Here is a 22461-nt window from a genome sequence, read left to right as displayed (position 1 = left end):
TCCCGGCCCTGCTCTCCCTCTCAGCCCTCGCCCATAAAAATGGGGACCGGCGCTGTACACCGGTCCCCAAGCAACTGCGGGATGGCCGGAGCCATCCCGCTCAACGATGTCACTCAGCCGCGTCGAGCTGTTGCGGATCATCGTCGCCGGCGTTCTCTCGATCCTCATCGTCGGCGAGGAATTCGGGCAGCGGGCCCGTTTCACCCTCCTGCTCCACCGACGACGCGCTGGGGTCGACCAGACGCAGCGGTTCCGGCAACCAGCCCGAGCCATCGAGCAGACGCTCAGCCTCCTTCGCCATGTCAGCTTTCTTCAGGTGGTCGATCAGTTGCGCCGACGACTCGCCCTTGGCTTCCCGGATCGCTTCCAGGATGCGAGGTTTAGTGACCCGGCCGAGATAGTTATCGACGGTCGGTCGCCAGCCGGCCTGCACCATGTCGAGCCCTACCGCGCGCGCCAGCACATTGGCCTGGTCGAGACGCGTGCGGACACCATGGACGGAGAAGCGGCCCTGAATGTAGCGGCTGGCCGGCTCGTAGACGGCGTTGACCGCAAATGACGCACAGTGAGCGAACAGGGACGCCTGAGCGGCACCGTCGAGAGCTGTGAGCGCATCCCAGAGATCGTTCTCGCCCTTCGGCAACCGTGCTTTCCAGGACTCATGCCGCGCCTCGACGGCCTTCGCGGACGCGCTCTCTCGCAGGCCAGGGGCTTGAGCAGGAAAGGTCGGCGTGTGAAGTCCGATCTCAAGAGAACTTCCGGAGGAGGCAAACCGGTAAAAGGCGGTCAGCACGAAGTTGTGCAGCACCGCCTGGAACGCGATCGCGGGATTTTCTGCCAGCGCATCCCGCAATGCCAGGGTTCGATGCGCCGTCAGTTCGGTGATGAGACGGTCCGGCAGCGGTCGCGCCGCATCCTCGTCATCATCCTCGGTATCAGCAGCACCGCCAGCAACCGAGATGGCCGTCTGCTGCACAGTGGGACTACTTGACCCTTGGCCGCCGCTCGACGATGTATGGGCGTCCTGCCCGACAGCCGGATGATCTTCCTGCGGCGCTTCGTCCTCGCGTCGGACATAGCCCCGGTCCACCGAGAGCCGTCCTTCGGAATCAATACTGACGAAGCAGCCGGCGCGGGAGATGTCGACGGGATCATAGATGATCGAGCGCTGTTCGAACGCAATCAGGGCAGCTTCGATTTCACCGAGGCGCTGATCGACGTCGTCGGGCAGCTCGTCGGCGTCTTGGTACTCGGATTCCCGCTTGGCATGCTCGGCTTTCAGGGCGTCGATCGTCGCCTGCTCCTCCGCGGTGAGGTCGGCAGGTGTGCCATCGAGTTCCCGAAGGCCCGTGGCATGACCGAAGGGGAAGTCGAGAGCAACCTTGATCCACTTCCATCCTTCCCTGGCGATGGTTTCGGCCTCAGCGGTGAGTTTTTCGGTAACGAGCCGATCGAGCAGCGCGACGTCTTGCAGCCAACCGCCATCATCATGCTGAAAGAGGTCGCGCTCGACGGCGCCGCCTGCTTGCCCGTAAGCGTCAACACCAACGAAGCGAGCCCGACGGTCCGAGGCGCGGACGGCATTTTCTGTCAACGCCCGCCGAAGTTGGTAGGGCTCATCATGGCCGGAGCGACATGCGTTCACCCAGACCTGCTCCTGGCGAGCCTGATCGCCCGTGACGGAGAACGCCATGAGCTGTTCGAGAGTCATGCCGTCTTCGGCATAGACCTCATGCAGCTTCGGCGACACCGACGCCAGCCGCAGGCGTTGCCTGACGATCGCCGGGGTCACGAAATGGCGCGCGGCGATATCTTCCTCGCTGAGGCCAGCATCGCTCAGAGTCCTGAACGCTCGGAATTGGTCCAATGGATGCAGACCGACCCGTTCGTCATTCTCCGCGAGCGAGTCATCTTCTGCGATGCCGCCCTCGCGGACGACGCACGGAACAGCCTGCGTCTTCGCCATGCGCTTCTGTTTCACCAGAAGCTCCAAAGCGCGATAACGCCTGCCGCCGGCGGGCACTTCGAACATGCCAGTCTCATTGCCCTCGCCGTCGAGGACTGCTCGAACGTTCAGGCTCTGCAGCAGGGTGCGCTGGGCGATGCTTTCCGCGAGCTGTTCGATCGAAACACCGGCCTTCACGCGCCGCACGTTGGACTGGCTGAGCACCAACTTGTTGAAGGGGATGTCGCGCGACGGCGACAGCGTGATCTTCTGGACTTTCGTCATTTGGACTCTCCACGATGGGCCGCCAGGAGACTCTCTCTCGGCTTCCAACCCGTCGCGAAGCCCCTCCGCTCCTCTCACTCTGACCTGGAACAACGTCACGCGGCTTCGTGATCGCTTATCCCTGCTTCCGCGGCCGCGGCGGGATCGATGTCGGCAACGAAGCCGAGCAAATAGTCCGCGGCCTTGCTAGCCTGCGAGGCGGCACGCACGATGGCGCGATTGTCTTCGCGCAGGACTTCAAGCCAGGAGCCGATATAGTCGGCATGGCGAACGGTTGGGACGATCCCGAGCGACGCGCAGCTGAAAGCGGAACTCAACTCGGCGACCAGTTCTTCGAAGGCATATTTCTTCGTACCGTAGGATCCGCTCTGGTCGCGGTTCAGACGCGATGAATGCCCGGTCGCATGACCGAGTTCGTGCAACGCGGTGCGGTGCCAGTTGATCGGCTCGAAATAAGCCTGCGGCGGCGGGACCTGAACATAGTCTTCGACTGTTGCATAGAATGCGCGAACTCCACCAATCCGAAATGGAATTCCGCTGGCCTTGATCAGGGCTTCGACCGTGGGTTCGATGAGGCCAGCCGGCGGTGGCGGCGCAGCGGTTGCAATGCCGTCAGGCAGTTCCTCGCACTGATCGGTGTTGAAAACGGTAAAATCGTTTGAGGAATGGAATCGCTTGCGCGTCTTCGCCTGTCTCAGCGGCGCGTCGCTTCTCGTCATTCGGCACGAAACGATCCGCGTAGACAATAGTGGTGCCGCGCTCTCCCTTGCGAACGTGGCCGCCAAGCGAGAGCGCCTGGCGGAAGGTGAGCCAACTTTGCCCGGTGAATCCGCGTTCGATAACGGACCCCCAGAGGATAAGAATGTTGACGCCACTGTATTGCCGGTTGGTCGACGCGTTTTTCGGCATCGCCAACGGCGCTTTCGCCGCGGCCGTACCCCAGGGCTGAACCCAGGGGACGCGTCCGGCCTCAAGCTCGGCAATGATCTTGTCGGTGATTTCGTTATAGAGGTTCGCGCGGTCCTGGCCGGCGCGCGCACCAACAGTAGGGTTTGGCATCGCGGTTCTCCGCGACGGGCGCCGCGAGTCTCTCTCGCAGCTCGTAACCCGTCACGGATAAACCCAGCCCGCACTCTTACTCTCAGCCCTTTGCGCAATCTGACTTAGGGCCGCAGGCCCGACCAGGCGTGCGCCAGAGGCGCATCGCCTAAACGGAAAATGGCACCCGCAGGAGCGTGAGCATAGCGACGCCGAAGGCGGCACGCGGGACCGAGTGCAGCGACGAGACCGGTTAAAAGGGCACCCGGGAATGGGGCAGTGATAGCGACGCCGGCATGACGGCGGGCCCCTTTCCCGAGTGCCCCCGGCGAGGAGCACCAAAAGCTCTGGCGCGAGGGATCGAAGCCGCACGGCCGAGACGCTGCGCGGCTCGGTTCACGAGAGCCCGGTGCGGCTCTGGCCGCACGCGCACACGCAGTGAAAGACCTGAGCGGACGTGATTCAGGCAATCCCGCGAGAACCGCCTGGCACTTTTCACAGCGGCCTCGGAATGGGGAAACCCTGTTCTTTGCTGACTGGGAATCCCAGCCTTGTGTTAGCAGCCGGAACAAACGACGGGCTACAGGATTCGTCGTATTCGGAGTCTATCTCAATGCTGATGACCAGTGAACGAAGGCCACCAATACGTACACTGCGGGGATGGGCGATCCACGTTCTCCAAGAAGTAGGCGCCATCCGCGAGTGCGAGGAGCACGGCTGGATGCAGGACCGCGCCGATCCGCATGCGCGGGAGCGGGCCTTCGATATGGCCCGTCGAGACCCGCCAGCAGACGTGTCCCCCGATGCAGCGGTGGCCGCGGTTCGCGACGTGCTGGACTCGATCGGCGACACCTGCCCAGAATGTCCCCCTGACTAGAAGGACCGGCGCCGAGCACCGACGCCAACTCAGCCCTCCGGTTCAGCGGCCTAGCCGCTTCTCCACGCGCTTCCGCGCATTGCCGACTTTTTTGACAGCCTTCTTCACCGCCGGCGCCGACTTACCTGTCTTCTTCGCCTCGTACCGCACTTCGTAGTCCTGCCCGCCGGCTACCCGTGCCCGGTCCTGTTTTCGCCCGCGCGCCGTCTTTGACTTCTTCGCTGCCGCCATGGATACCTCCTGTTCGTGGCGTCGAGGCAACGCAACAAGGATTCGACGGTTCCGGAACGATTCGAACTGTGTCAATTTGAATCGGCTGTAGCGTGGAGTTCTTCAGTGGCGTTTCAGCGTAAAAAGCCGGCGGCTATCGGCGTCAAGGCGTCCTTCCCCGGCTTCATCGAACCGGCCTTGGCCACCTCGATCGAAAAGGTGCCATCCGGAGAGCGCTGGAGTCACGAAATCAAGTTCGACGGCTACCGTGTTCAGGTCCATCTGGCCAACGAGACGGCGAAGATCTTCACCCGGCGCGGCCACGATTGGACGCATCGCTTCAAGAAGGTCGCCCATGACGCCTGGCGGATCAAGGCGAACTCGGCGGTGGTGGACGGCGAGATCGTGGTACCTGCCCCCGACGGCACGACCGACTTCTCGGTCCTGCAGAACGAGCTCAAGGGCAAATCGAAGAGCATCGTGCTCGTAGCGTTCGATCTGCTCTATCTGAACGGCCGAGATATCCGGAAGCTACCGCTCTTTCAGCGCAAGGCCGAACTCAAGAAGATCCTGACCGGCACCGATATCCAGTTCAGCGAAAGTTTCGAGATCGACGGCAGCGAAATGTTCGCGCACGCCTGCAAGCTCGGCCTCGAAGGCGTGGTCTCGAAGGTCCGGGGCAGCGCCTATCCGACGGGACGCACGAATGATTGGGTCAAAAAGACCTGCGTACAGCGTGAGACGCTGACCATTGCCGGTTTCGCACTCGATGGGACGAAGTGGGACGGCATCTACGTCGGCCGGCGCAAGGGCGATGATCTGCTTTACGCCGGCAAAGTCGACCACGGCTTCGACAAGGTCTCGGCCGCCGATCTGCAGAAGCGGCTTAAACCCCTCATCCGAAAGACCCAACCATATACCAAGCGCATCGGTCACAAGGGCATCTGGGTCGAACCCAAGCTTTTGGCCGAGATCGAGTATCGCGCGAAGTCGGCCGAGGGAAAGGTTCGCCACCCCTTCTTCCGGGGCCTGCGGGAGGACCTGTGATGGATGCGTTCGATCGCTTCTGGCAGTGGGCGAACAAGCCCCCCGAAAGTCCGCTGACGATTCCGGTGTGTTTCGGCATTGCCGATCGGGGGTCCCAGTCCAATGCCGATTGACAGTTCTGGCGAAAGAGCTCGGCAAGGCACGCGCGATGGCAAACATCCTGGCTACCCAATCGGCGGAGATGCGGGCCAAAGGCGAGGCGATGATCCAGCAAGCCGACAGGCTGCTTTGCGAAAGTTGGAACGAGCGGATGTGGAGTGACGGCGAACCGATCGATCCGTCACCGACCATCGACCAGGCCGTGAACGGAGGCTTTCCCTGGCTGGAGATCAGGTGCGCGCGCTGCAAGACCCCAAGCGACGTGGATCTCGCGGCGATGAAGCACCCGCCGACCACTTTCGTGCACGATCTCGCCAGCCGGCTTCGCTGCCGGAAATGCGCCAAGGCGGGGCGGCGTCCATCCGCAACTCTGCTACAGTTGACGTGGCAGCCGCGCCACCCTCGAACCGAATCCTGACTGATGTGCAATCTTTATTCGATCACGACCAACCAGGCCGCGATCAGCGCGCTGTTCCGCGTCGTGAACCGTTACGTTGGCAATTTGGCGCCGATGCCCGGTGTGTTTCCCGATTACAAGGCACCGATTGTGCGCAACGCGGTCGAGGGGCGCGAACTCGCTACGGCGCGGTGGGGAATGCCATCGTCGTCAAAGGCGCTGATGGACGCCACCAAGAAACGAGCCGAAAAGCTGCAGGCCAAAGGCAAGGCAGCGGATTTCAAGGATTTGCTCAGAATGGAGCCGGACGGCGGCACGACCAACATCCGCAACGTGAAGAGCAAGCACTGGACGCGATGGTTAGGAACCGAAAACCGCTGTGTGGTACCCTTCAACTCCTTCAGCGAATTCAACAAGGCTGAGGGCGGCGATATCTGGTTCGCGCTCGACGAGACCCGTCCCCTCGCATGCTTCGCCGGCATCTGGACCAACTGGACGTCCGTCCGGAAGGTCAAAGAAGGTGAGACGACCAACGACCTCTTCGCATTTCTCACAACGGAGTCGAATACGGAGGTTGGCGCCATCCACCCCAAGGCGATGCCGGTCATCCTGACAACGCCGGAAGAAGTCGAGACCTGGATGACGGCTCCACTCGACGAAGTCTTGAACTTGCAGCGACCGCTTCCGGATGGATCGCTCAGGATCGTCGCCCGCGGCGTCAAGGAAGACCCGGCCGGGCAGACAACGTGACTGGCGAGGACGACGACCAGACAGAGGGCTCACCCCGTCAGCGCAAAATAATCCACATCGACATGTACGCCTTCTACGCGTCCGTCGGGCAGCGTGATAATCCGGACTTGCGGGGCAAGCGAGAACCAACTCCAAGACGAGGGGCGCGCTCTGAAGAATTTAGCTCTTCTCCGCCGAGCGCCGCCAGAGACGCAGACTTTGAGCGACGACACTGCGTTCGGGGATTAGCCTCGACTTAGCTCCCGATTCCGATAGTGCGGCGGTTGCGTGGTCTAAAATAACAGTATGGTCAGTATTTTTGGCACCGCACAAAATGGCGATGTCCCCAGGTTATCCAACCTCCCTTTATCCCGGTTGACCTCTGCGCTCTAAAGTTGCAGCATGTTCACTTATTGTTCCCTGGCGATATAAGTCTCTTAAAGTCCCTCTATTTGCAGCGCCATTCCATGAGAGTTGATGCACGTGAGCTCTTCCGACATGTCACCGCCGAGAAGTCAGAACTTTATCGGAAAATCATGGATGCATTCGCTGCGGCTAAGCGACAGTTCCGCCTCCATCTGAGACCAGACGAAGTTCTTGCCGATGCGCAGTGGGATACCGCACCTCCGAAGATCGAAGATCTTCAAGGTGCTTTGGCGCAGCTAACTGAATGGGGCAATCTCGAGTCGCAGCCCGACACAGCTCGTGTTGCTAGTATCAGTGACTTCTACCGTGCCCGTTTTTTGTATCGTCTTACTGAGGGTGGAGAGGCCGTCGAGTCAGCCCTTACTGTATTCAGCCAAGCACTAAGGCGGCGAGCCGAGCTGCAGAGCGTTGCGCTCGAAGACATTGCAAAGCAGCTACAGGTTCTGCGTAACCTCTCGCAAGATTCCATCTTCGACGATGCAAAAATTCATGAGACCCTGCGTGATTTGGTTCGAGTGTTCGAAGGTCTCGCCGAAAACGCCCAGGCATTCATGGCGAGCATCGGACGCAGCATCGAGCTTCAGCATTCGGATACAACTGCAATTATCGCCTATAAGAAGAGGCTGATCGACTATCTCGATCGATTCATCGGCGACCTTGTCAGCCGCTCGGGCGGCATCGCACAGCATCTTATCGCGCTTGATCCAGTCATTCGTGAGCTTTTGCGGCAAGCGTCGCAACGCGAAGCCCGAGATGCGGCTCCCGGGCAAGACAACGAACAACAGGATGCGCTAGCTCGGTCGCTTGATGCTTGGACGGAGCGATGGAAGGGTTTGCGAGGCTGGTTCGTTAGCCCAGGAAATGATCCGCCGCAGGGCGAGGTGCTAAGATCCAGGGCGCGATCGGCCATTCCGCATCTGCTCGCGGTTATCGCTGCATTGAACGAACGCCGCAGCGGCCGCAGCGATCGATCCGCAGACTTTCGCGTCCTTGCCCATTGGTTTGCAGATTGTGGCAGCGAGGACGGGGCACATCGGCTTGCCCGCGCTGCATTCGCACTCAATCCGGCACGGCACTTCCTAATTGGCGCGGAAATCGCTGACCTGCCAGCTACGACGCCTTGGAATGATGCTCCGCCCGTACGTATTCACCCGCGCTTACGCGAATATGGTGAGATGGCCCCACGTGGTCCGCTACCGCGCGTGCAGGACCGTCAGGCCGAGCGAGAACGGTTACAAGCGCAGCTATCGTTCCGTAAATTGGCCAATCGAAGTCGCCATGATAGAGGAGGCGGCCGCCGGCGGTTACCAGTTGCTGCAGAATAACGCGTTGCGCGGCAGCAGGCATTCCCTCGGTGCATACCATCGGCGCACAGTTCGCGCCGAGTTTGTCGGCCGCGATAGCAAGCAAATTGGGGTTCTCACAAACGTAGACATTTCGCGATCTCACGTCCCAGAGCGGATTGGAACGTAACAGAAAGCGAAGTGAGGCGTAATTCGGCTCCCCGGACGACGGCGTCTGACTGCTGTCGATGTTCAGGTTCAGAAACAGTGCAGGCCGCGCTAGTTCGTTGACTAGAATCCCTGCTCTAGCCCAAATGTCCCGAATCCGATCTTCACCGATGCCGCGAATGTCGTCGCTCTCAAACAGCCGATTCTCGTCATCGGTGCGTTCGTCGCGACCCTTCTTGCGCCAGACAGCGAGTACCAAGGTCGCCACGGCTTCGCCCATGTCGAGCGCATGCGCGTCGCCTAGCGTTCCGGCGGCCAACTGTGCACGGGTCATGCCCTTGGCTGGCAGAAGCTTGAGAACCGTATCCGCCTGCGAGCAAAGCCGCGCAGCGACGTCCGGGTCACTATTTGACAACCGCTTGAGCAGGCCCGCGCCCGAGGGAACTTGAAGAAAGCTCGAGAAATCCAGATGAGTTGCGAAAGATATCGCCTTCGACCATCTCGCGTTCAATTCGGTCTGAGCAGTTTCTGCGTGAATGATAGGGCCGTCGATCGACTCCAGCGCTTCGCGCAACGAGCTTGCCACGCCTGCTCGGCTTAGGGCCGCATCGATCACTTGTACATCGATCTGCATGGAGCCCGAGAAACGTGCGGGCCGACCGATGAGCCCGGCAAGCGCGGAATGCTCGTCCCTGTTGAGGTTTGAAATGCGAAGGCGCTCTATTTTCCCATCCACCGGACCTCGCTCAAAGCGCTGTCGAAGACGCATTCTCAGCGATGCAAGTGCATCGCCGCCGAGCAGACGTCGGAGACGGCCGTCCCCCTCAATCATGCGTCCGCAAACCTTCGATTCGGATCATCTTCACGCTGCTTCGCACGACCATCCCACGTCCAACGAGAGACGTGTACTGCGTCGATATTCTCAAGTCTCTGAAGGTGGCAAATGGATACGCCCGGTAATTCAGCATAGCATCCCCACTCGCGTTCGCTTGTTACGACGAAGTCGAGGTCGAATTCACGAATCAACGCCATGCAGTGAGCTCGCGCAGAATCGTCGATGCCTGCAAAGACTTCGTCGAGTAACACGAGCCGCGGAGAGTGCGGCGAGCCGCTCTGGCTATAAAAGCTTGCGACCGCTGCGAACAACGGAACCGTCAGGCCTAGCGCTCGTTCACCACTCGATGCTGGCCCGGAGAGCTTGCGCCACTGCTTGTCCTGCCAACGTTGGACTGTGAATTGATGCCAATGACGATAGTCGAGGGCTCTGCTCAATTGATCGAGGAGACTGCCGCCCGTAGTCGCGTCGGCGTTCGTACGTTCGATGTTGATTCGATCTTGGAGCATGGCGCCGACCACGCTGCGATCCTCGGAACTCCAAAGGTCCGTACTCGTGTTCAGCAGTCGTTTTCGGGCGGCATCCAGTCCAACGGGTGCCCCGTCGGCCCCCTCGGCCAGCGGCAGCCATTGCAACCGGAAGCGAACTCCGGTGGATGTTGGTCGCTTGTATAGCTCCTCGTTGATGGCATCGACCTTCCGATCAGCGTCCTGCATTAGCCTTTGAATCGCGGCGGCAATCTCGGCTTGAAGGTGATTTTCGAGTATCTCTCGTTCTCGTGCCGTCAGGAGCTCATGACGCTGAGCAATCTCGCCCTCGAGTCGCTCCTTAAGCCGATCAGGCCGCTCCGGTCGATTTTGGTAGACGACAGTCACGACCAGTTCATAGTCGGCCGTCTGGTCCATTTGGGCCTGGTGGCCAAGCGCGCTAAGTGCGCGGCTGAGTTCGGTATAATCCGTAGACAGATGGCTTTGGATTCGCTTCCATGCTTCGTCGTCATGCGGAACGTCCGAAAGGGCTTGTTCGGCCCGACGTGCGAGCGTCAGTGCCGGTTCGATCGTCCACACACCTCGAGGATCAGGTAGGTCAATTTCCGGAAGCGCGATGGATAGAAGGTCGGTTGCAGCGAATCCCTGCAATCGAGTGATGGCTTCTTGACGCGCGGCGGCTCGCTCCTGCAATAGCTCGTCGGCCGAGATTACCTTTTGATCCGCACGTGCACGTTCCTCGCCTGCGCTGCGCGCAGTTTTTCCCGTTTCCTTTGAATCGGTTTCGCTGAGTTCGAGCGCGGTCCGAGCGGCCTCGAGCTTGGCTTGTAGTTCGGCAACTTTCGTTCCCACCGTTTCTTGAAGTGTTTCTAACCGTATCCTCGCCTCGATAGCCTTGCGCCCCTGCTCGACTGCGTACGCAATATTTGCGTCGGCCTCTTGTTTGGCGTCTTGTTCACGGTTCTGTTGCTTCTGCAACTCCGATTGGGCCTGACGCAACTCGCGGGCCGTATGTGCAAGCGCCAGAACCTTTTCTGTCAGCTGCGCAAGCATCGTATCGACCGCATTCAATTGGACATGATCCTCAGGAAGATGCAGGTCTGACAAAGGAGAAGTTGAGAGAGACGTTAGCCGATCATGGGCAAGTCTATGACACCGCGGCGAGCTATCGCCGTGCCGTGGATGAGCATCTTTTCCAGCTGGGTAATGCCCGCTATTCCGCGCTGATGGACACACTAATTCAACTTCGGCAACCTCAGTTGTCGAAGAAACCGGATGAAGCCAATTTGTCGGCCGCGCTGACGGAAGCATTGCCTCCGCTGTCCACCGACCTTCTCACGGACGTGGCCGATGCGCTCAATCAACTGGAGGAAGATCGTCGGCAGTTGCACGACTACCAAGCGCTCGCTCGTCACGTCGGCCAGGGTTGCGCATCGGCAATCATGTGATGCGCGAATTTGGAGCCATACCGTGGCGGTTCGACGTAACGGAATATCTGGCGGCAGTAGCACGCGCCCCACGTCCCGGCTTTGCATTGACTGGCCTTGAGGTCCACGCCTCTTGGGACGAAGCTCTGACAGCAGCGATGCGAACCCATGGTCTTGCGATAGCCGAAGAAAGCCTGGCCGATGAACTGCTACAGGATTTGGCTCGATGATCGCCCGCTCCACCCTCGTCGTAGACGGGCCATTGGCGATACGCATGCAGCGGCTAGCGGCTGCACGCCAAGGAAACATCGGTCGTGAAATCCTCACCCTTCCGCTTGTTGCCGCGCGGCTGGCCGGCGGGTTTATCGCCCCCGTCACTACCGACGTTCTTTATCCTGCCATTCAAGCGGCTTTGGCCGCCGGCGGCTTCCAAGATCTTGGCAGCGTTTCGAGCCTGCCGGGCATGCCTCGAGCCGTGCTTCAGGCGCTCGACGCAGTATGGCGTGCAGATATTGACCTATCATCCCTTCCCCAGCACGTTGGGCGCTTTGCAGATCTACATCTGCTTGAGACACGCATAAGGGAGCTTCTTCCTCCCTCCAGGAGGCTGCCTCGCGATCTTCGCGGCGCCGCGATGTCAAGGGTATCGCAGTCGAAGACCTTGCTCGGGCCGGTTACGCTTGGCGGGATAGTGGAGATCGATGCCGTCTGGCGTCCCTTGCTGAATGGAATCGCCCACTTCACCGAGCTTTCCTGGGATTCACCTGTCCAAGCCGAGATTGCGTGGTTCAAGGGCACGCTTCGCCGACGCACGGCGGTTGCTCCGGCAAACTTTTTGGCTGAGGCCAGTGGCGATCCGAAATCCGAGGTCGTCGAAGCACTTCGATGGGTACGTCAGCTCTTGTCGTCGGGCCAAGCAAAGGCCGAGGAGATCGCGATAGCGGCGACGTCGACGCCGGGCTGGGACGATCACTTTCTCGCCTACGCAAACAATGCCGGACTCCCGCTCCACTTCTCGCATGGCGTTCCGGCACTCAGCACGCCTGAAGGACAGGCCTGTGCTGCCTTAGCAGACATCTTGACGAACGGCCTGAGCCAGGAACGCGTTTGGCGGCTTTTCAGACGCCTGCCGGCGCGTCCCTTCATAAGTACTCTTCCAGAAGATTGGTTCTCGTCGATACCTCGGAATGCCGGCCTGAGGACTCTGAATCAGTGGCGGGAAGCACTCATCGTGGGTCGATCGTATCGTGCGGCTGGCGACCTAGCTGAGACCGTCCTCCTTCCGGTTCTCGACCTCCTTGCACGGGGACCCAACATCGGGCTAGAGGCCGGCCGCCTGCTACTCAGCGGGGCCAGCTTGGCCATGTGGGAGGAAGCATCACGGAGCGCGCCGCCCCACGCTGTAGCGCTATCGCTGCAGGCATTGCGGGTACTTGATGGGCGAGATCCGGCCAACAGTGTTGTTTGGTGTCCCGCGTCGCACCTGGCTGCGAGCCCGCGACCATTTGTCCGTTTGCTCGGCATGACAAATCGATTGTGGCCTCGCTTTGAGAATGATGATCCTCTCATCCCCGACCATCTTCTCGACCGGCGTACATTGCATGGACTCACGACGGCAGACCGCGACCGTTTACATTTTGACGTCATCCGCAGTGCAACGCGCGAGATATTGGTGCTGTCTCGACCGGAGCGTAACGCGAAGGGCAGCGTCCTCTCCCCGAGCTCGCTGTGGCCAAAGGACGAGGCCATTCATAAGCGGGACCGCATTCCTCCACACGCATTCAGTGAAGCCGACCGACTATTGGCCCGACCTCGCGAGGCAGGGCAGCTCGAACACGTCCGCCAAAGTCAGCTTTGCTGGCGAAATTGGCAACGAGAATCAACTCTGACTCGCCACGACGGCTTGATCGCGTCCGACCATCCCGCGGTTCTGGCCGCCCTCGCCCGCACTCAATCAACGACGTCGCTTCAGCGCCTTCTGCGAGATCCGCTTGGCTTCGTCTGGCGTTACGCTCTGGGATGGCACTCCACACGCTTGGATCCCGAGCCCCTTCAGCTTGATCCAATGGCTTTTGGCGAACTCGTGCACGAGCTTATCAGTGGCGCGATCGCACGGCTTGAACCGAGCCCAGGGTTCGCTCGCGCAAACCCCGATGAGATCGAGGCCGCAATCGCTGCGGCCTCGTCGAGGATTATGGCTTCTTGGCCCCTACAACGCTCCGTACCGCCAGCTACACTTTGGCAGCATACAGTGAAAGAAGCAGCCCGGCGCACGGCCAAGGGGCTTGCATCTGACGAGCCGACGAGGGCCGACACACGAAGCTGGAGCGAGGTCCCGTTCGGCCAGGAAGCATCAATTGGCAGCGAATTGCCATGGAATGAGACGATCAAAATTCCCATTGTTCAGGCCGACCTCATCTACGGCGGTAGGATCGATCGTCTCGACATCCGCGCTTCGGGCGATGGCGCGCAGATTACCGACTACAAGAGCACCAAGCCGCCACCAAAAAGTCAGCAGATCGTACTCGGCCAGGGGCGCGAGCTTCAGCGGGTGCTCTACGCACTGACGGTCCGCACGCTTCTTCCGGAGGTCAGAACGGTTGTCGCAAGGTTGATCTACCTCGCTGATGAGCCTGCCAAGTTCGAATTGAGAGGCGACGAACTGGACAATGCGATTGTCGAGGCCACCAATTTCCTAGCGGCAGCAGTAGAGATCCTGCGGAGTGGACGGATCGCGCCACGGTGGGAGCAGGACGCGCACTACGATGATATGCGCCTTGCCCTTCCTGCGGATCGTGAAAGCTACCTCCGACGCAAAGGGGGCGACTTTCGCGCCGCCAACCGGAAGCTTGCCAAGCTGTGGAATTCGTCCAAATGACACTGGTCGATCAGGACAATCGCATTCGCGCCATGACCGACTTCACGTCGGTCATTCTTGTCGAGGCCGCCGCTGGAACGGGAAAAACCTCACTCATGGCCGGCCGCGTCGCAATGATGTTGGCGGCCGGCTTCCCGCCCGGAGACATTGCCGCCATCACCTTTACCGACTTGGCTGCGGGCCAGCTCGCTCGCCGCATCAGGGAGACCGTAGAATCCCTGCTTGCAGGCGACACACCCGATTTCGTCAAGCCCGTGCTCCCTACCGGCCTCACCGCGGCGCAGTACGCGGCACTCTCTGCGGCGGCCCCGAGGCTCGACGAACTGACAGCCACGACGATCCACGGCTTTTGTCAGGCCGTCATCCATAGCCACGGTGTGCAGGCCGGACTCGATCCGGGCGCACGCATCGTCGATGAAACGGTGGCCGAAGCGCTTTTTCGCAGCGAGCTTTCCGCGTGGTTTTCCCGCAGGCTCGCCGAGGGCGCCATTGAGAACGACCCGATTGTCGTGCTGGCGGAAGAAATCCCACTGAAGGTCGTCGATCTCATTCGCGAACTTGCCATGCTCCGTCGGGAGCACCCGGAAGCGGCTCCGATACCTCCGCTACAGAGTGTTCGACCCGACATCGTGTTTGCTCAGGCCGTCGACGACTTTTTTCGATGGCAGACAAGCATCGACAATGACAACTGTTTGCGGGGAATTGCTCATGAGCTGCGTCGGCTCTCGGCGCGATATGTACGCGTTTTCGATAGCGCACCGGATTTCGCGACCCTATGGCGGCTGTGCGATGCCGGTCCATGTCGATTGTTCGCCAAGGGACTTCAGCTCAAGTCCTATGTTGATGCAGCGGAGCTCTTTGGCGCGCACCCCGGCGAGTCGGGCAGCGAGGCCGCGATCCGGCACTATCAGATGGCCGCTGACGCTTGGAACGAGTTGATCGGACATATCGCGAGCTTGCTCGTCTGCATTTTGTCGTCATCGCTCGATCTGCTGCTGGAAAGCTACGAGGGCCGAAAACGGGCAGCCGCGGTGCTCGACTTCGATGACCTCCTCTTGCATGTACGGTCCCTTGTCCGCCGTCACGAAGAAGTCCGTCGCGCGATTGGACGACGTTACAAGTATATACTGGTCGACGAATTTCAGGATACGGACCGCATTCAGAGCGAAATCCTCTTCTCCATTGCAGCAACTGACGACCGAGTGGAACGCTGGGAAGATCGTCGGCTGCGGCCCGGCTCTCTATTCCTGGTAGGGGATCCCAAGCAGGCAATCTATCGGTTCCGAGGCGCGGATATAGAGATCTATGAACTTTGTCGCCGGCTCATCGGCGCACAAGACGGCGGGGCCGTCATCGAAGTAACGGCCAACTTTAGATCTCAAAAGGCGATCATTCGACACGTTAATTCGTGTTTTGAGACGGTCTTCGGCAAGACCGGGCAGCCCAGATACGTCGCGCTTGCGCCGACCATCGCTGACGGCTCCTACCCCACACCGTGCGTGGCTCGGTTTACGATCCAAGTTGTGACTGAAGGACGTATCTATGCGGAGATGTTCCGCGAGGCCGAAGCCGAAAAGGTTGCGGACATCTGTTCTCGCCTAATCGGCAACGTGTTGATCCGGCGCGCAGATGACTCATTGTCTCCTCTTCAGCCCGGGGACATTGCGCTTGTATCGCCAGGGCACACCGAACTCTGGCGCTACGAACGCGCGCTGGAGCAGCGAAACCTTGCCGTATCGTCGCAAGCCGGTCAGTCGCTCATGCGTCGGCAGGAGACTCAGGATATCCTCGCACTCCTTCGTGTACTGGCGGATTCCTCCGACACCCTCGCCTTTGGTGCGCTCATGCGTGGTCCATTGGTCGGGCTGAGCGACCAGCAACTCTTGGACATCACTGCGGGGCTGCCGGAGATGAACGGGCGCCCGCACTTCTTCAGCGTAAGGACCAATCCTTCGACGAACCAACATCCCGTCGCGAAAGCCATCCTTATCAGCCTGCAAGACCTCCGGCGGCGCGCAGCCATCTCGACGCCGAGCCTGATCCTGGCTGAAGCGATTGAACGTCTGAACGTACGGGTGATTTTGGCGGCTCGCCACCGCAATCGTAACGCACGTGCGCTCGCTAACCTGGACGCCCTCATCGAGCGCGCGCGTGGCTATGGAATAGCAGGGCTACGCCCATTCGTTCGAGACCTGCAGGCGGAGTGGGAACGCAAAGTGAGGGCGCCAGAGGGACGGGTCGATGCTGCCGAGCACGCGATTGAAATTGTCACCATACACAAAGCGAAGGGTCTGGAATGGCCGGTCGTGATACCGATCAATTCAACGACTGAGCTCTATCGACCGGATCAGTTCGTGCATCGGCAGTCCGACAATACCCTCCACTGGATGGTTGGAGGCGTCGCGCCACCAGACTTGGCCGCGGCCCGCGCGGAGGAAAGTCGGGAAGACGCAAATCAGCGCGAGAGAATTTGGTACGTAGCCTGTACTCGAGCGCGAGATCTTCTAATCCTTCCGCATATCCCACAGGCTGCGAAAGACTCATGGTTCACTTCAATCGATCTCCGACACGGGGAGCTCCCAGAATTAGATGTTTCCGGCTTTCCGGAATCGTACCAGCGGCAAGCGACAGCGCACGAGAACAAGCAATCTTCTGACATTTTCGCGGCAGAGCAAGGAAGGGTGAGCGAGAGCGCACCGACCGTTGTCTGGCGCCGTCCGAGCGACCACGATCGAGATCGCCTAGCTGATCCTATCGACACAGTTGTCGTGGCTGACTCGCTTGCCGAACAGATGGAAGTGGTCGGCGGCGGAGCATTGCGCGGGATTGTCCTCCACAAGATGATGGAGGAGTTCCTGACGGGCGGGTTGGAGGCCCAGGAGAGACCAGTGGCTTCACGTGCGGACGAGTTGCTCGCCCAGTTGCTAACGGACGCAGACGAGAGGGAGATCCGCCCGGATGCGACGGAGATGGCGAGATGCGCGTTGCGAACTTTAGGCCTGCCGGAGATAGCGGAGATGCGCCCCTTTCTTCTGCCTGAAATGACGATTTGGGGTTCCGAGGACGGTGTCCTGATTGCAGGCCGAGCGGATGCGCTTGCGATCAGAGAGGGTCACGTGGAGGTGGCCATTGATTGGAAGTCGGATATCACCCCGAGTTCTACAGTACGAAACCGCTACGCCTCGCAGCTCAGCGATTATCTGAAGGCGACAGGCGCCAAGCGCGGAATGCTCGTATTTATGAGTCTTGGCGAGATAGTGTGGGTCGAGAATCCGGCCTCCTCATTGGCTCGCCGTCCCGAAGAAGACGGGATAATTCACGAAGCGAGGCCCTTATGATCACGATCAGCCGCGACTGGTGGGAACATCTCGCGCCCAAGGTCATGCACCGGCGGCGGAGTGAGATTGAGACCCTGCTCCGCCAGTGGTGCAGGACCGGATATGGCGCCCATTGGCTAAGTGTCGCCAAGCAAAAGGGAGGCGTTATTCGTGCGAAGCCGGGGGATTTCATACCGGTCGTGCACCTCGTTGCACTGGGTGATGGACCCGTCTTCATAGCGCCTCAGAACCGCGTAAAGGAGGGGCTTCGGACGGTTGGTTCTGACCAATTCAAGTCAGGGCAAATGCTGGAAGCGGGTGAACTAGCGTTAGGAACGGAGATCAGGTTTGACCTCGTGCTGGATCCAGTCCTGCTGGCAGCGGCGGATCGCCTAGAGACCTCTCCGCGCATATTTGGCGTCACGCAGCCTAGCCAAGTGTTCTCCGCGCCAGCCCAACTGCTGATTGCACCAAAGGCGTGGCCGAAGAAGTCTTACGTTCTTTACCAGCATATATTTGGTGAGGGACCATCCTACCCGGACGATGGCTTCTTCTATGTTGGCGTTACGACGCGAAGCTGGCAGAAGCGCTGGGCAGAGCATCGTCGGGCTGTTGATGCCGGAAGCCCACTGCTGTTTCATCGCAAACTCCGCGAGGAACTGCGCGAAGGACGCGTCACCTATATCCACCATAAGATCATGGGGATTACAGACGATCTCGAGGCTCTTTACGCGACGGAGGAATGGCTCGTCAAAGGACATTGGTCTGACGCACGGCGCTTGAACATGATCCCCGGCGGGAAGTCTGGGCTGAAATATCTTCGAGAGAACGGGATGCTGGCCGAGCGCGTTGTGCCGATGCCCGACGAACGCGATCGGCTGTTAGAGGCCTGGTTACGGGATAACCCGCGTAAAGGTCTCCCGGCACCGTGGGTGTCGGATAAGTGGAAAGACAACGATTGGGCCATTGCGCAGATCTGCGGGCGGGATGACCGCCTTTCAGTTGAGCAAGTGCGCGCCATTCGTGAGCTCGCGGCTCGCTACTCAGCGGAGACCATAGCCGAGAGGATCGGAGCCAGAAGTAAGGAACAGGTTCAGCGCGTGATCGACGGTGAAACCTACACTCGTGTGGTTTGAACACACCGGCGACGGCCCGGATTGGCAGATTTGGAACTGGGGACCTGCCCTTGGGATAAGCCGCTGAAGTCACGGTTCAACGCAGTTTTTCGGGGCATCGACATCCTGTTGAGCGGAAAGATCCTGGAGGGCGGACACCTCGATCATTAGACCTAGTTCGCGTGCGACTACAGCGACGATCCGGATTTCGCCTTTGCGCACCGTATCGTCGACGCTCGAAAGTTCGTGTTCTCCCGAACTCCTCCCGAAACCAAATGGGCTGGAACCGAACTTGCGAGAGTGCCCTTGGTGGACGAAATCGTCGCGCTCAAGGCGGAGTCGGGCCGCAATCTCATCGACTTTGGCGGCGCGGGTTTTGCCTCGGCCTTGGGGGCAAATGACGTCGTCGACGAACATCAATTCTACATGAACCAGGTCGCGCTGGGCGAAGGGCTTTCTATTCCCAGCGAGCTGCCCCGCGCTTCCAAAATTCGAGCTGCAGGAGGTGAGGGCTACAGGTTGTAGAGTCGTTGTCGGTGGTAAAATGCACCCTCATTCGTAGGGCAGCTCCCCGAACAGTCCGATCATGAGATCCCCGTCGTACAGAGAAAACGGAATCTCGACGTAGTGGTCGGGGTGACGAGTAAGAGCGCGCCCGTCGTTCGGGCCATTTTTGGTATGGCCGCGGATGTACTCGCCATTCTCCTTGATGTAGGGCAGCACGACCAGCCGACCGTGGTTGGTGGAGAGAATTGTGCCCTCTTTCCAGACCGTCGCCCCTTCGGCCTCGCGTGTCGAAGAGGTCTCCTTCACCTGCCAGCCAATGCCACCGTCGGCCTCGTACCAAAAGACGATACCATTCGAGACCAGGACGCGTTCGCCTCGCGCGAGCGCTTCGGCGAGGAGGCGCTGCACGCTTGCAAGCTGAAGCAGTTGATTGGCGCGGGGCAGCAGGATTTGTCTGATCCTAGCTTTCGCCTTGCCCCAATGCATGGTCGTGCTGAGACCGAAGCCATTCGCAATCTTCGCTCGCTCGGCGGTGTGCGCCGCCTTCTCACCAGCGAGATACGGCTTCGACCAGATGCCGTCGTGCCCGAGGAACAGCAGGTAGTGTGCCCAACGGTTGTTCGATCGACCGACCTTGGCGACCTTGAGATAGGGCATAGCCGCAAGCTGTTCCGCGAGATCGGCACGATAACGCTCTGCCTCTGGTGCGAGCTTCAGCGCATCGGCACTCGGCTGCTCGTCGTCAGCATGACGACGCAGGGCTTCGGCGAGCATCAGCGCCTCTTCGTCCTGCAAGCGCTGCTTTGCTTGCAGGGCTTTGTCGACCTTCAGTTGCAGGGATCGCTTGGCGACCGGGTCCATCGCACGATTAGAGAGCGCCGCTTGTAGAACGGGATTGAGCGCGCTGGCCGCCGCAATGGCGGCGTCTCGATCAGGATAGTGGTCGGCAAAAACCGCGTCATTGTCGCCCGGCACCAGGCGCTCGCGCCAGATTGGAGCGAGTTCACCTTTGTCGACAAGCTCCTGCATGAACCAACGTTCGTGCAGCGGGCGGTAATGGGGCCAGACCGCGAGGATGGTATCGGATGCGCGCTTCAGCTCGGACCATTTCATGCCGCTTTATCCTGACGGGTCCGCACGTCGGCGATCCATTTTTCCAGGACATCGATCTCGCCCTCGATAAGCGCGGGGGCTGGCAAGCGCGGATTGATCTCACCGGGCTGACTATGGAGGAGTGCCGAACAGCGCCCAAAGGCCTCCCGCATCACGGTACAATCAGCGTCGGTAAGCACCGTCAGTTTGATGAGCCCCGTCGTGTCGACCTTGCGCGACAAGCGGCGGATCACCGGCCCCACCACTTCCTCGACGGCGCGTTCCCATGTGGTGCGAAGTTGATCCTGGAAGGACGTCACCTCGCGAAGCCACTTCGCCTGATCGCCGCGCTCGTGATGGATTTTCACGTTCGCAAGATGCGCCTTCATCCCCTCGATCACTTTGTCGAGCGGCATGACGCTGGCCGGCGGCTCCTGGTGACAATAGCCGGCGTTGTCGACGCCGCGGCTGATCAGCCGATAGGCTACCGGTGTCGCCTCCCGCTCTTTGGTCGCCCGGCAGGCTTCATCAAGAAGGAGCAGGAAGGCCATATCGTGGGTGAAGACGATCACCTGCCGGGTCTGCCCGGCCTCGGCCAGTCGGGCGGCAACCTTGTCCCGGTGTAGATGGTCGAGTGAGGAGACGGGGTCGTCGAACACGATCGCCGACTGGGCGTCGATGGTCGAAAGCTCCGCCATGAAAGCGGCGAGCGCCACGCAGCGATGCTCGCCTTCGCTCAGGACTTTACCAACCGGCTCACTCGGCCTGTTGATGAGCCGGACCTGGAAGAAGGGAACGCCCGCGCTGGTTTTCGCCTGCTGAAGCTCGATGGCAAGACCGGCGACGCCGAGCTTGTTTACCTCGATGGCGAACTGGCCACGCAAGCGGTTGGTGACGAGCGCCTGCGCGATACGGGCGCTCTGGGTCGTGATCTTGTTCGTCGCCGTGTCCTTGTTGGCCTTCTCGATCGCCTCGATCGCCTTGAGGCGTTCGATCTGGGCCAGCACATCGGCTTTCACCACACCGAGCCATTTGCGGTCGGTGAGGCCATCACGCTCCGCGATGAGCGCTGCCCGCTGTGGAGAATTGGCCTCCGCCTGGAGGCCGGCAATGCGGGCGGCTATATCATCGAGCACCGTGCGCAAAGGGACGACGGAAGGGACTGCTGCAGGCGGAAGGACCGGCATCGCCGCCAAGTGGTGAGTTCTGAGATGCGCGCGCAGCCGCCAGGCCAGTTGCAGGATTTCACGGCGAAGAGTGGCCGCCAGTTTTTCCTCGCCGAGGTCATCCCGCATCAGGGCGACGATTGCCAGCAGGCCCGTCATCAAGATGGCTTTCGACGAGACTTCCTCGCACTTCTCACTGTAGGCGTCAGCGGCTTCCTGCTCACGGCGCTTGCTCTCGTCCTGAACAAAGGTCTCAAAACTGCGGAGCCGCTGCGCGGCCTCCTCGCTGAGCGGCTGTTGGCAGAGGACGCAATGGGCGCCGCCTTCCGTTACCGGAAACGGCCGATCCGGGTAGGCAGATGCGCGCGAATAATCGCGGGCGGCCTCCCACAAGACCTTCCAAACGTCAGAACCGATGTCGGGCAGCGGTTCATCGGCGAAGAGATTTGCGGATGCGGCTGCTGCGGCGGAGCGCGCGTTCGACAAATGCGTGTGGGCTTCGCTGAGCTCTGTCCACGTTTCATCCGTGGCGACCGCAGCCAGGTGCTCAAGCTGGCTGACAATAGTCTTGATGCGGCTTTCCTGGCCCTGGAGCTGACGAACGGTCCGGGTCGGATCACTTGAGAGATCTGTTGTGAGCGTCTGGAGGCGTGCTTCCTCGTCGGGCGATAGGCCGGCGAGGTTCTCGATGTCTTCCGGTTTGGTCTTGCCCGACAGCCCGGTGATCAGCTTGCCGACTGCAGTGTCCTGCTTGCATTCGGGTGTGGAGAGGACAGCCGGCGTCTGTCCCTGGAGCGCCTTAATCTCCGCAGCCAGCTTGGCCTTTACGTCCTGACAGGCCTGCGCGAGGCCGGCGAGAATGCGGAGCGGAAGTGGAGTGTAGGCGAGATCGTTGGTGTTCTCGACATGGACGTTGGCGGTTCGGGAATCGAACACGCTCACGGCGGAAAGCATTGGGTCCGGCGCGCTGCCCTGGGTCCACGACGCGCTTCGCTTCTGTGCGCCGATAAAGAAGTCGATGCAGGCGGCGGGAGTGCCGGGGCTGGCCGCGTAGATGTTAGGCAGGATCGCATCGCCTTTCGGCGAACGCGCGCGGCAAAGCTGCTTGAGAACGCGAGCATATCCGGACTTA

Annotated in this window: 16 protein-coding genes and 3 pseudogenes; 12 read left to right on the top strand and 7 right to left on the bottom strand. The window is 60.4% G+C overall.

The features are described from left to right. Positions 1–109: 109 nt before the first annotated feature. Together ACVWW6_RS13905 and ACVWW6_RS13900 are read right to left on the bottom strand one after the other, a co-directional pair. On the bottom strand, positions 110–2230 hold the full coding sequence (locus ACVWW6_RS13905; protein ID WP_456680884.1) for a DNA-binding protein: 2121 nt from the start codon (positions 2228–2230) through the stop codon (positions 110–112). 95 nt (positions 2231–2325) lie between these two features. Then, a pseudogene (locus tag ACVWW6_RS13900) lies at positions 2326–3289 on the bottom strand (ArdC family protein). A 592-nt stretch (positions 3290–3881) separates the two neighbouring features. Here ACVWW6_RS13900 and ACVWW6_RS13895 point away from each other — a divergent pair. Next, positions 3882–4145, top strand: a complete 264-nt coding sequence (locus ACVWW6_RS13895) for a hypothetical protein (protein ID WP_246740402.1) — start codon at positions 3882–3884, stop codon at positions 4143–4145. A 42-nt stretch (positions 4146–4187) separates the two neighbouring features. Here ACVWW6_RS13895 and ACVWW6_RS13890 read toward each other — a convergent pair whose 3' ends face one another. Further along, complete coding sequence (locus ACVWW6_RS13890; RefSeq protein ID WP_161536670.1) at positions 4188–4376, bottom strand: DUF3606 domain-containing protein; 189 nt, start codon at positions 4374–4376, stop codon at positions 4188–4190. Positions 4377–4481: 105 nt separating this feature from the next. Here ACVWW6_RS13890 and ligD point away from each other — a divergent pair, with 105 nt between their 5' ends. From ligD to ACVWW6_RS13865, 5 genes and pseudogenes are all read left to right on the top strand, one after another. Next, the gene (gene ligD, locus ACVWW6_RS13885) at positions 4482–5402 is read left to right on the top strand and encodes a non-homologous end-joining DNA ligase (protein WP_161537181.1); all 921 of its coding nucleotides are present in this window, start codon (positions 4482–4484) and stop codon (positions 5400–5402) included. A 148-nt stretch (positions 5403–5550) separates the two neighbouring features. Further along, positions 5551–5919 (top strand): hypothetical protein, encoded by a 369-nt coding sequence (locus tag ACVWW6_RS13880; RefSeq protein WP_456680883.1) that lies wholly within the window; start codon positions 5551–5553, stop codon positions 5917–5919. Between the two features lie 3 nt (positions 5920–5922). Further along, the gene (locus ACVWW6_RS13875; RefSeq protein ID WP_161536671.1) at positions 5923–6648 is read left to right on the top strand and encodes an SOS response-associated peptidase; all 726 of its coding nucleotides are present in this window, start codon (positions 5923–5925) and stop codon (positions 6646–6648) included. Continuing rightward, positions 6645–6767 (top strand): annotated as a pseudogene (locus tag ACVWW6_RS13870) (DNA polymerase IV); the annotation flags it as partial. The gene ACVWW6_RS13875 and the pseudogene ACVWW6_RS13870, both read left to right, overlap by 4 nt. A gap of 327 nt (positions 6768–7094) precedes the next feature. Next, positions 7095–8243: pseudogene (locus tag ACVWW6_RS13865) on the top strand (TIGR02677 family protein); the annotation flags it as partial. Here ACVWW6_RS13865 and ACVWW6_RS13860 read toward each other — a convergent pair. Continuing rightward, entirely contained in the window at positions 8164–9336 is a 1173-nt protein-coding gene (locus ACVWW6_RS13860) for a TIGR02679 family protein (RefSeq protein ID WP_456680882.1), read from the bottom strand. The pseudogene ACVWW6_RS13865 and the gene ACVWW6_RS13860 overlap by 80 nt on opposite strands. Continuing rightward, the gene (locus ACVWW6_RS13855) at positions 9333–10898 is read right to left on the bottom strand and encodes a TIGR02680 family protein (RefSeq protein WP_456680881.1); all 1566 of its coding nucleotides are present in this window, start codon (positions 10896–10898) and stop codon (positions 9333–9335) included. Before ACVWW6_RS13855 ends, ACVWW6_RS13860 begins: the two co-directional genes overlap by 4 nt. A 44-nt stretch (positions 10899–10942) precedes the next feature. Here ACVWW6_RS13855 and ACVWW6_RS13850 point away from each other — a divergent pair, with 44 nt between their 5' ends. The 6 genes from ACVWW6_RS13850 (at position 10943) to ACVWW6_RS13825 (ending at position 19089) form a co-directional block, all read left to right on the top strand. After that, positions 10943–11275, top strand: coding sequence for a hypothetical protein (locus ACVWW6_RS13850; RefSeq protein ID WP_456680880.1), 333 nt, complete (start codon positions 10943–10945; stop codon positions 11273–11275). Beyond that, entirely contained in the window at positions 11275–11484 is a 210-nt protein-coding gene (locus ACVWW6_RS13845) for a DUF2399 domain-containing protein (protein ID WP_456680879.1), read from the top strand. Before ACVWW6_RS13850 ends, ACVWW6_RS13845 begins: the two co-directional genes overlap by 1 nt. Then, the gene (locus ACVWW6_RS13840) at positions 11481–14132 is read left to right on the top strand and encodes a PD-(D/E)XK nuclease family protein (protein WP_161536676.1); all 2652 of its coding nucleotides are present in this window, start codon (positions 11481–11483) and stop codon (positions 14130–14132) included. Before ACVWW6_RS13845 ends, ACVWW6_RS13840 begins: the two co-directional genes overlap by 4 nt. Continuing rightward, a complete protein-coding gene (locus ACVWW6_RS13835; protein ID WP_456680878.1) occupies positions 14114–17470 on the top strand; it encodes a UvrD-helicase domain-containing protein in 3357 nt (1118 codons plus the stop codon). Before ACVWW6_RS13840 ends, ACVWW6_RS13835 begins: the two co-directional genes overlap by 19 nt. Beyond that, on the top strand, positions 17467–18585 hold the full coding sequence (locus ACVWW6_RS13830) for a hypothetical protein (RefSeq protein ID WP_456680877.1): 1119 nt from the start codon (positions 17467–17469) through the stop codon (positions 18583–18585). Before ACVWW6_RS13835 ends, ACVWW6_RS13830 begins: the two co-directional genes overlap by 4 nt. 225 nt (positions 18586–18810) lie before the next feature. Further along, positions 18811–19089 (top strand): dihydrofolate reductase family protein, encoded by a 279-nt coding sequence (locus ACVWW6_RS13825; RefSeq protein WP_456680876.1) that lies wholly within the window; start codon positions 18811–18813, stop codon positions 19087–19089. A 27-nt stretch (positions 19090–19116) separates the two neighbouring features. On the opposite strand, the gene ACVWW6_RS13820 is transcribed toward ACVWW6_RS13825, so the two are convergent. Together ACVWW6_RS13820 and ACVWW6_RS13815 are read right to left on the bottom strand one after the other, a co-directional pair. After that, positions 19117–20184, bottom strand: a complete 1068-nt coding sequence (locus ACVWW6_RS13820; protein ID WP_456680875.1) for a hypothetical protein — start codon at positions 20182–20184, stop codon at positions 19117–19119. After that, complete coding sequence (locus ACVWW6_RS13815; RefSeq protein WP_456680874.1) at positions 20181–22271, bottom strand: AAA family ATPase; 2091 nt, start codon at positions 22269–22271, stop codon at positions 20181–20183. The genes ACVWW6_RS13820 and ACVWW6_RS13815 overlap by 4 nt, the downstream gene beginning before the upstream one ends. Positions 22272–22461 lie beyond the last annotated feature (190 nt).

Source organism: Bradyrhizobium sp. USDA 3311, assembly GCF_054062495.1.
This window is presented reverse-complemented; position numbering and strand designations above follow the sequence as displayed.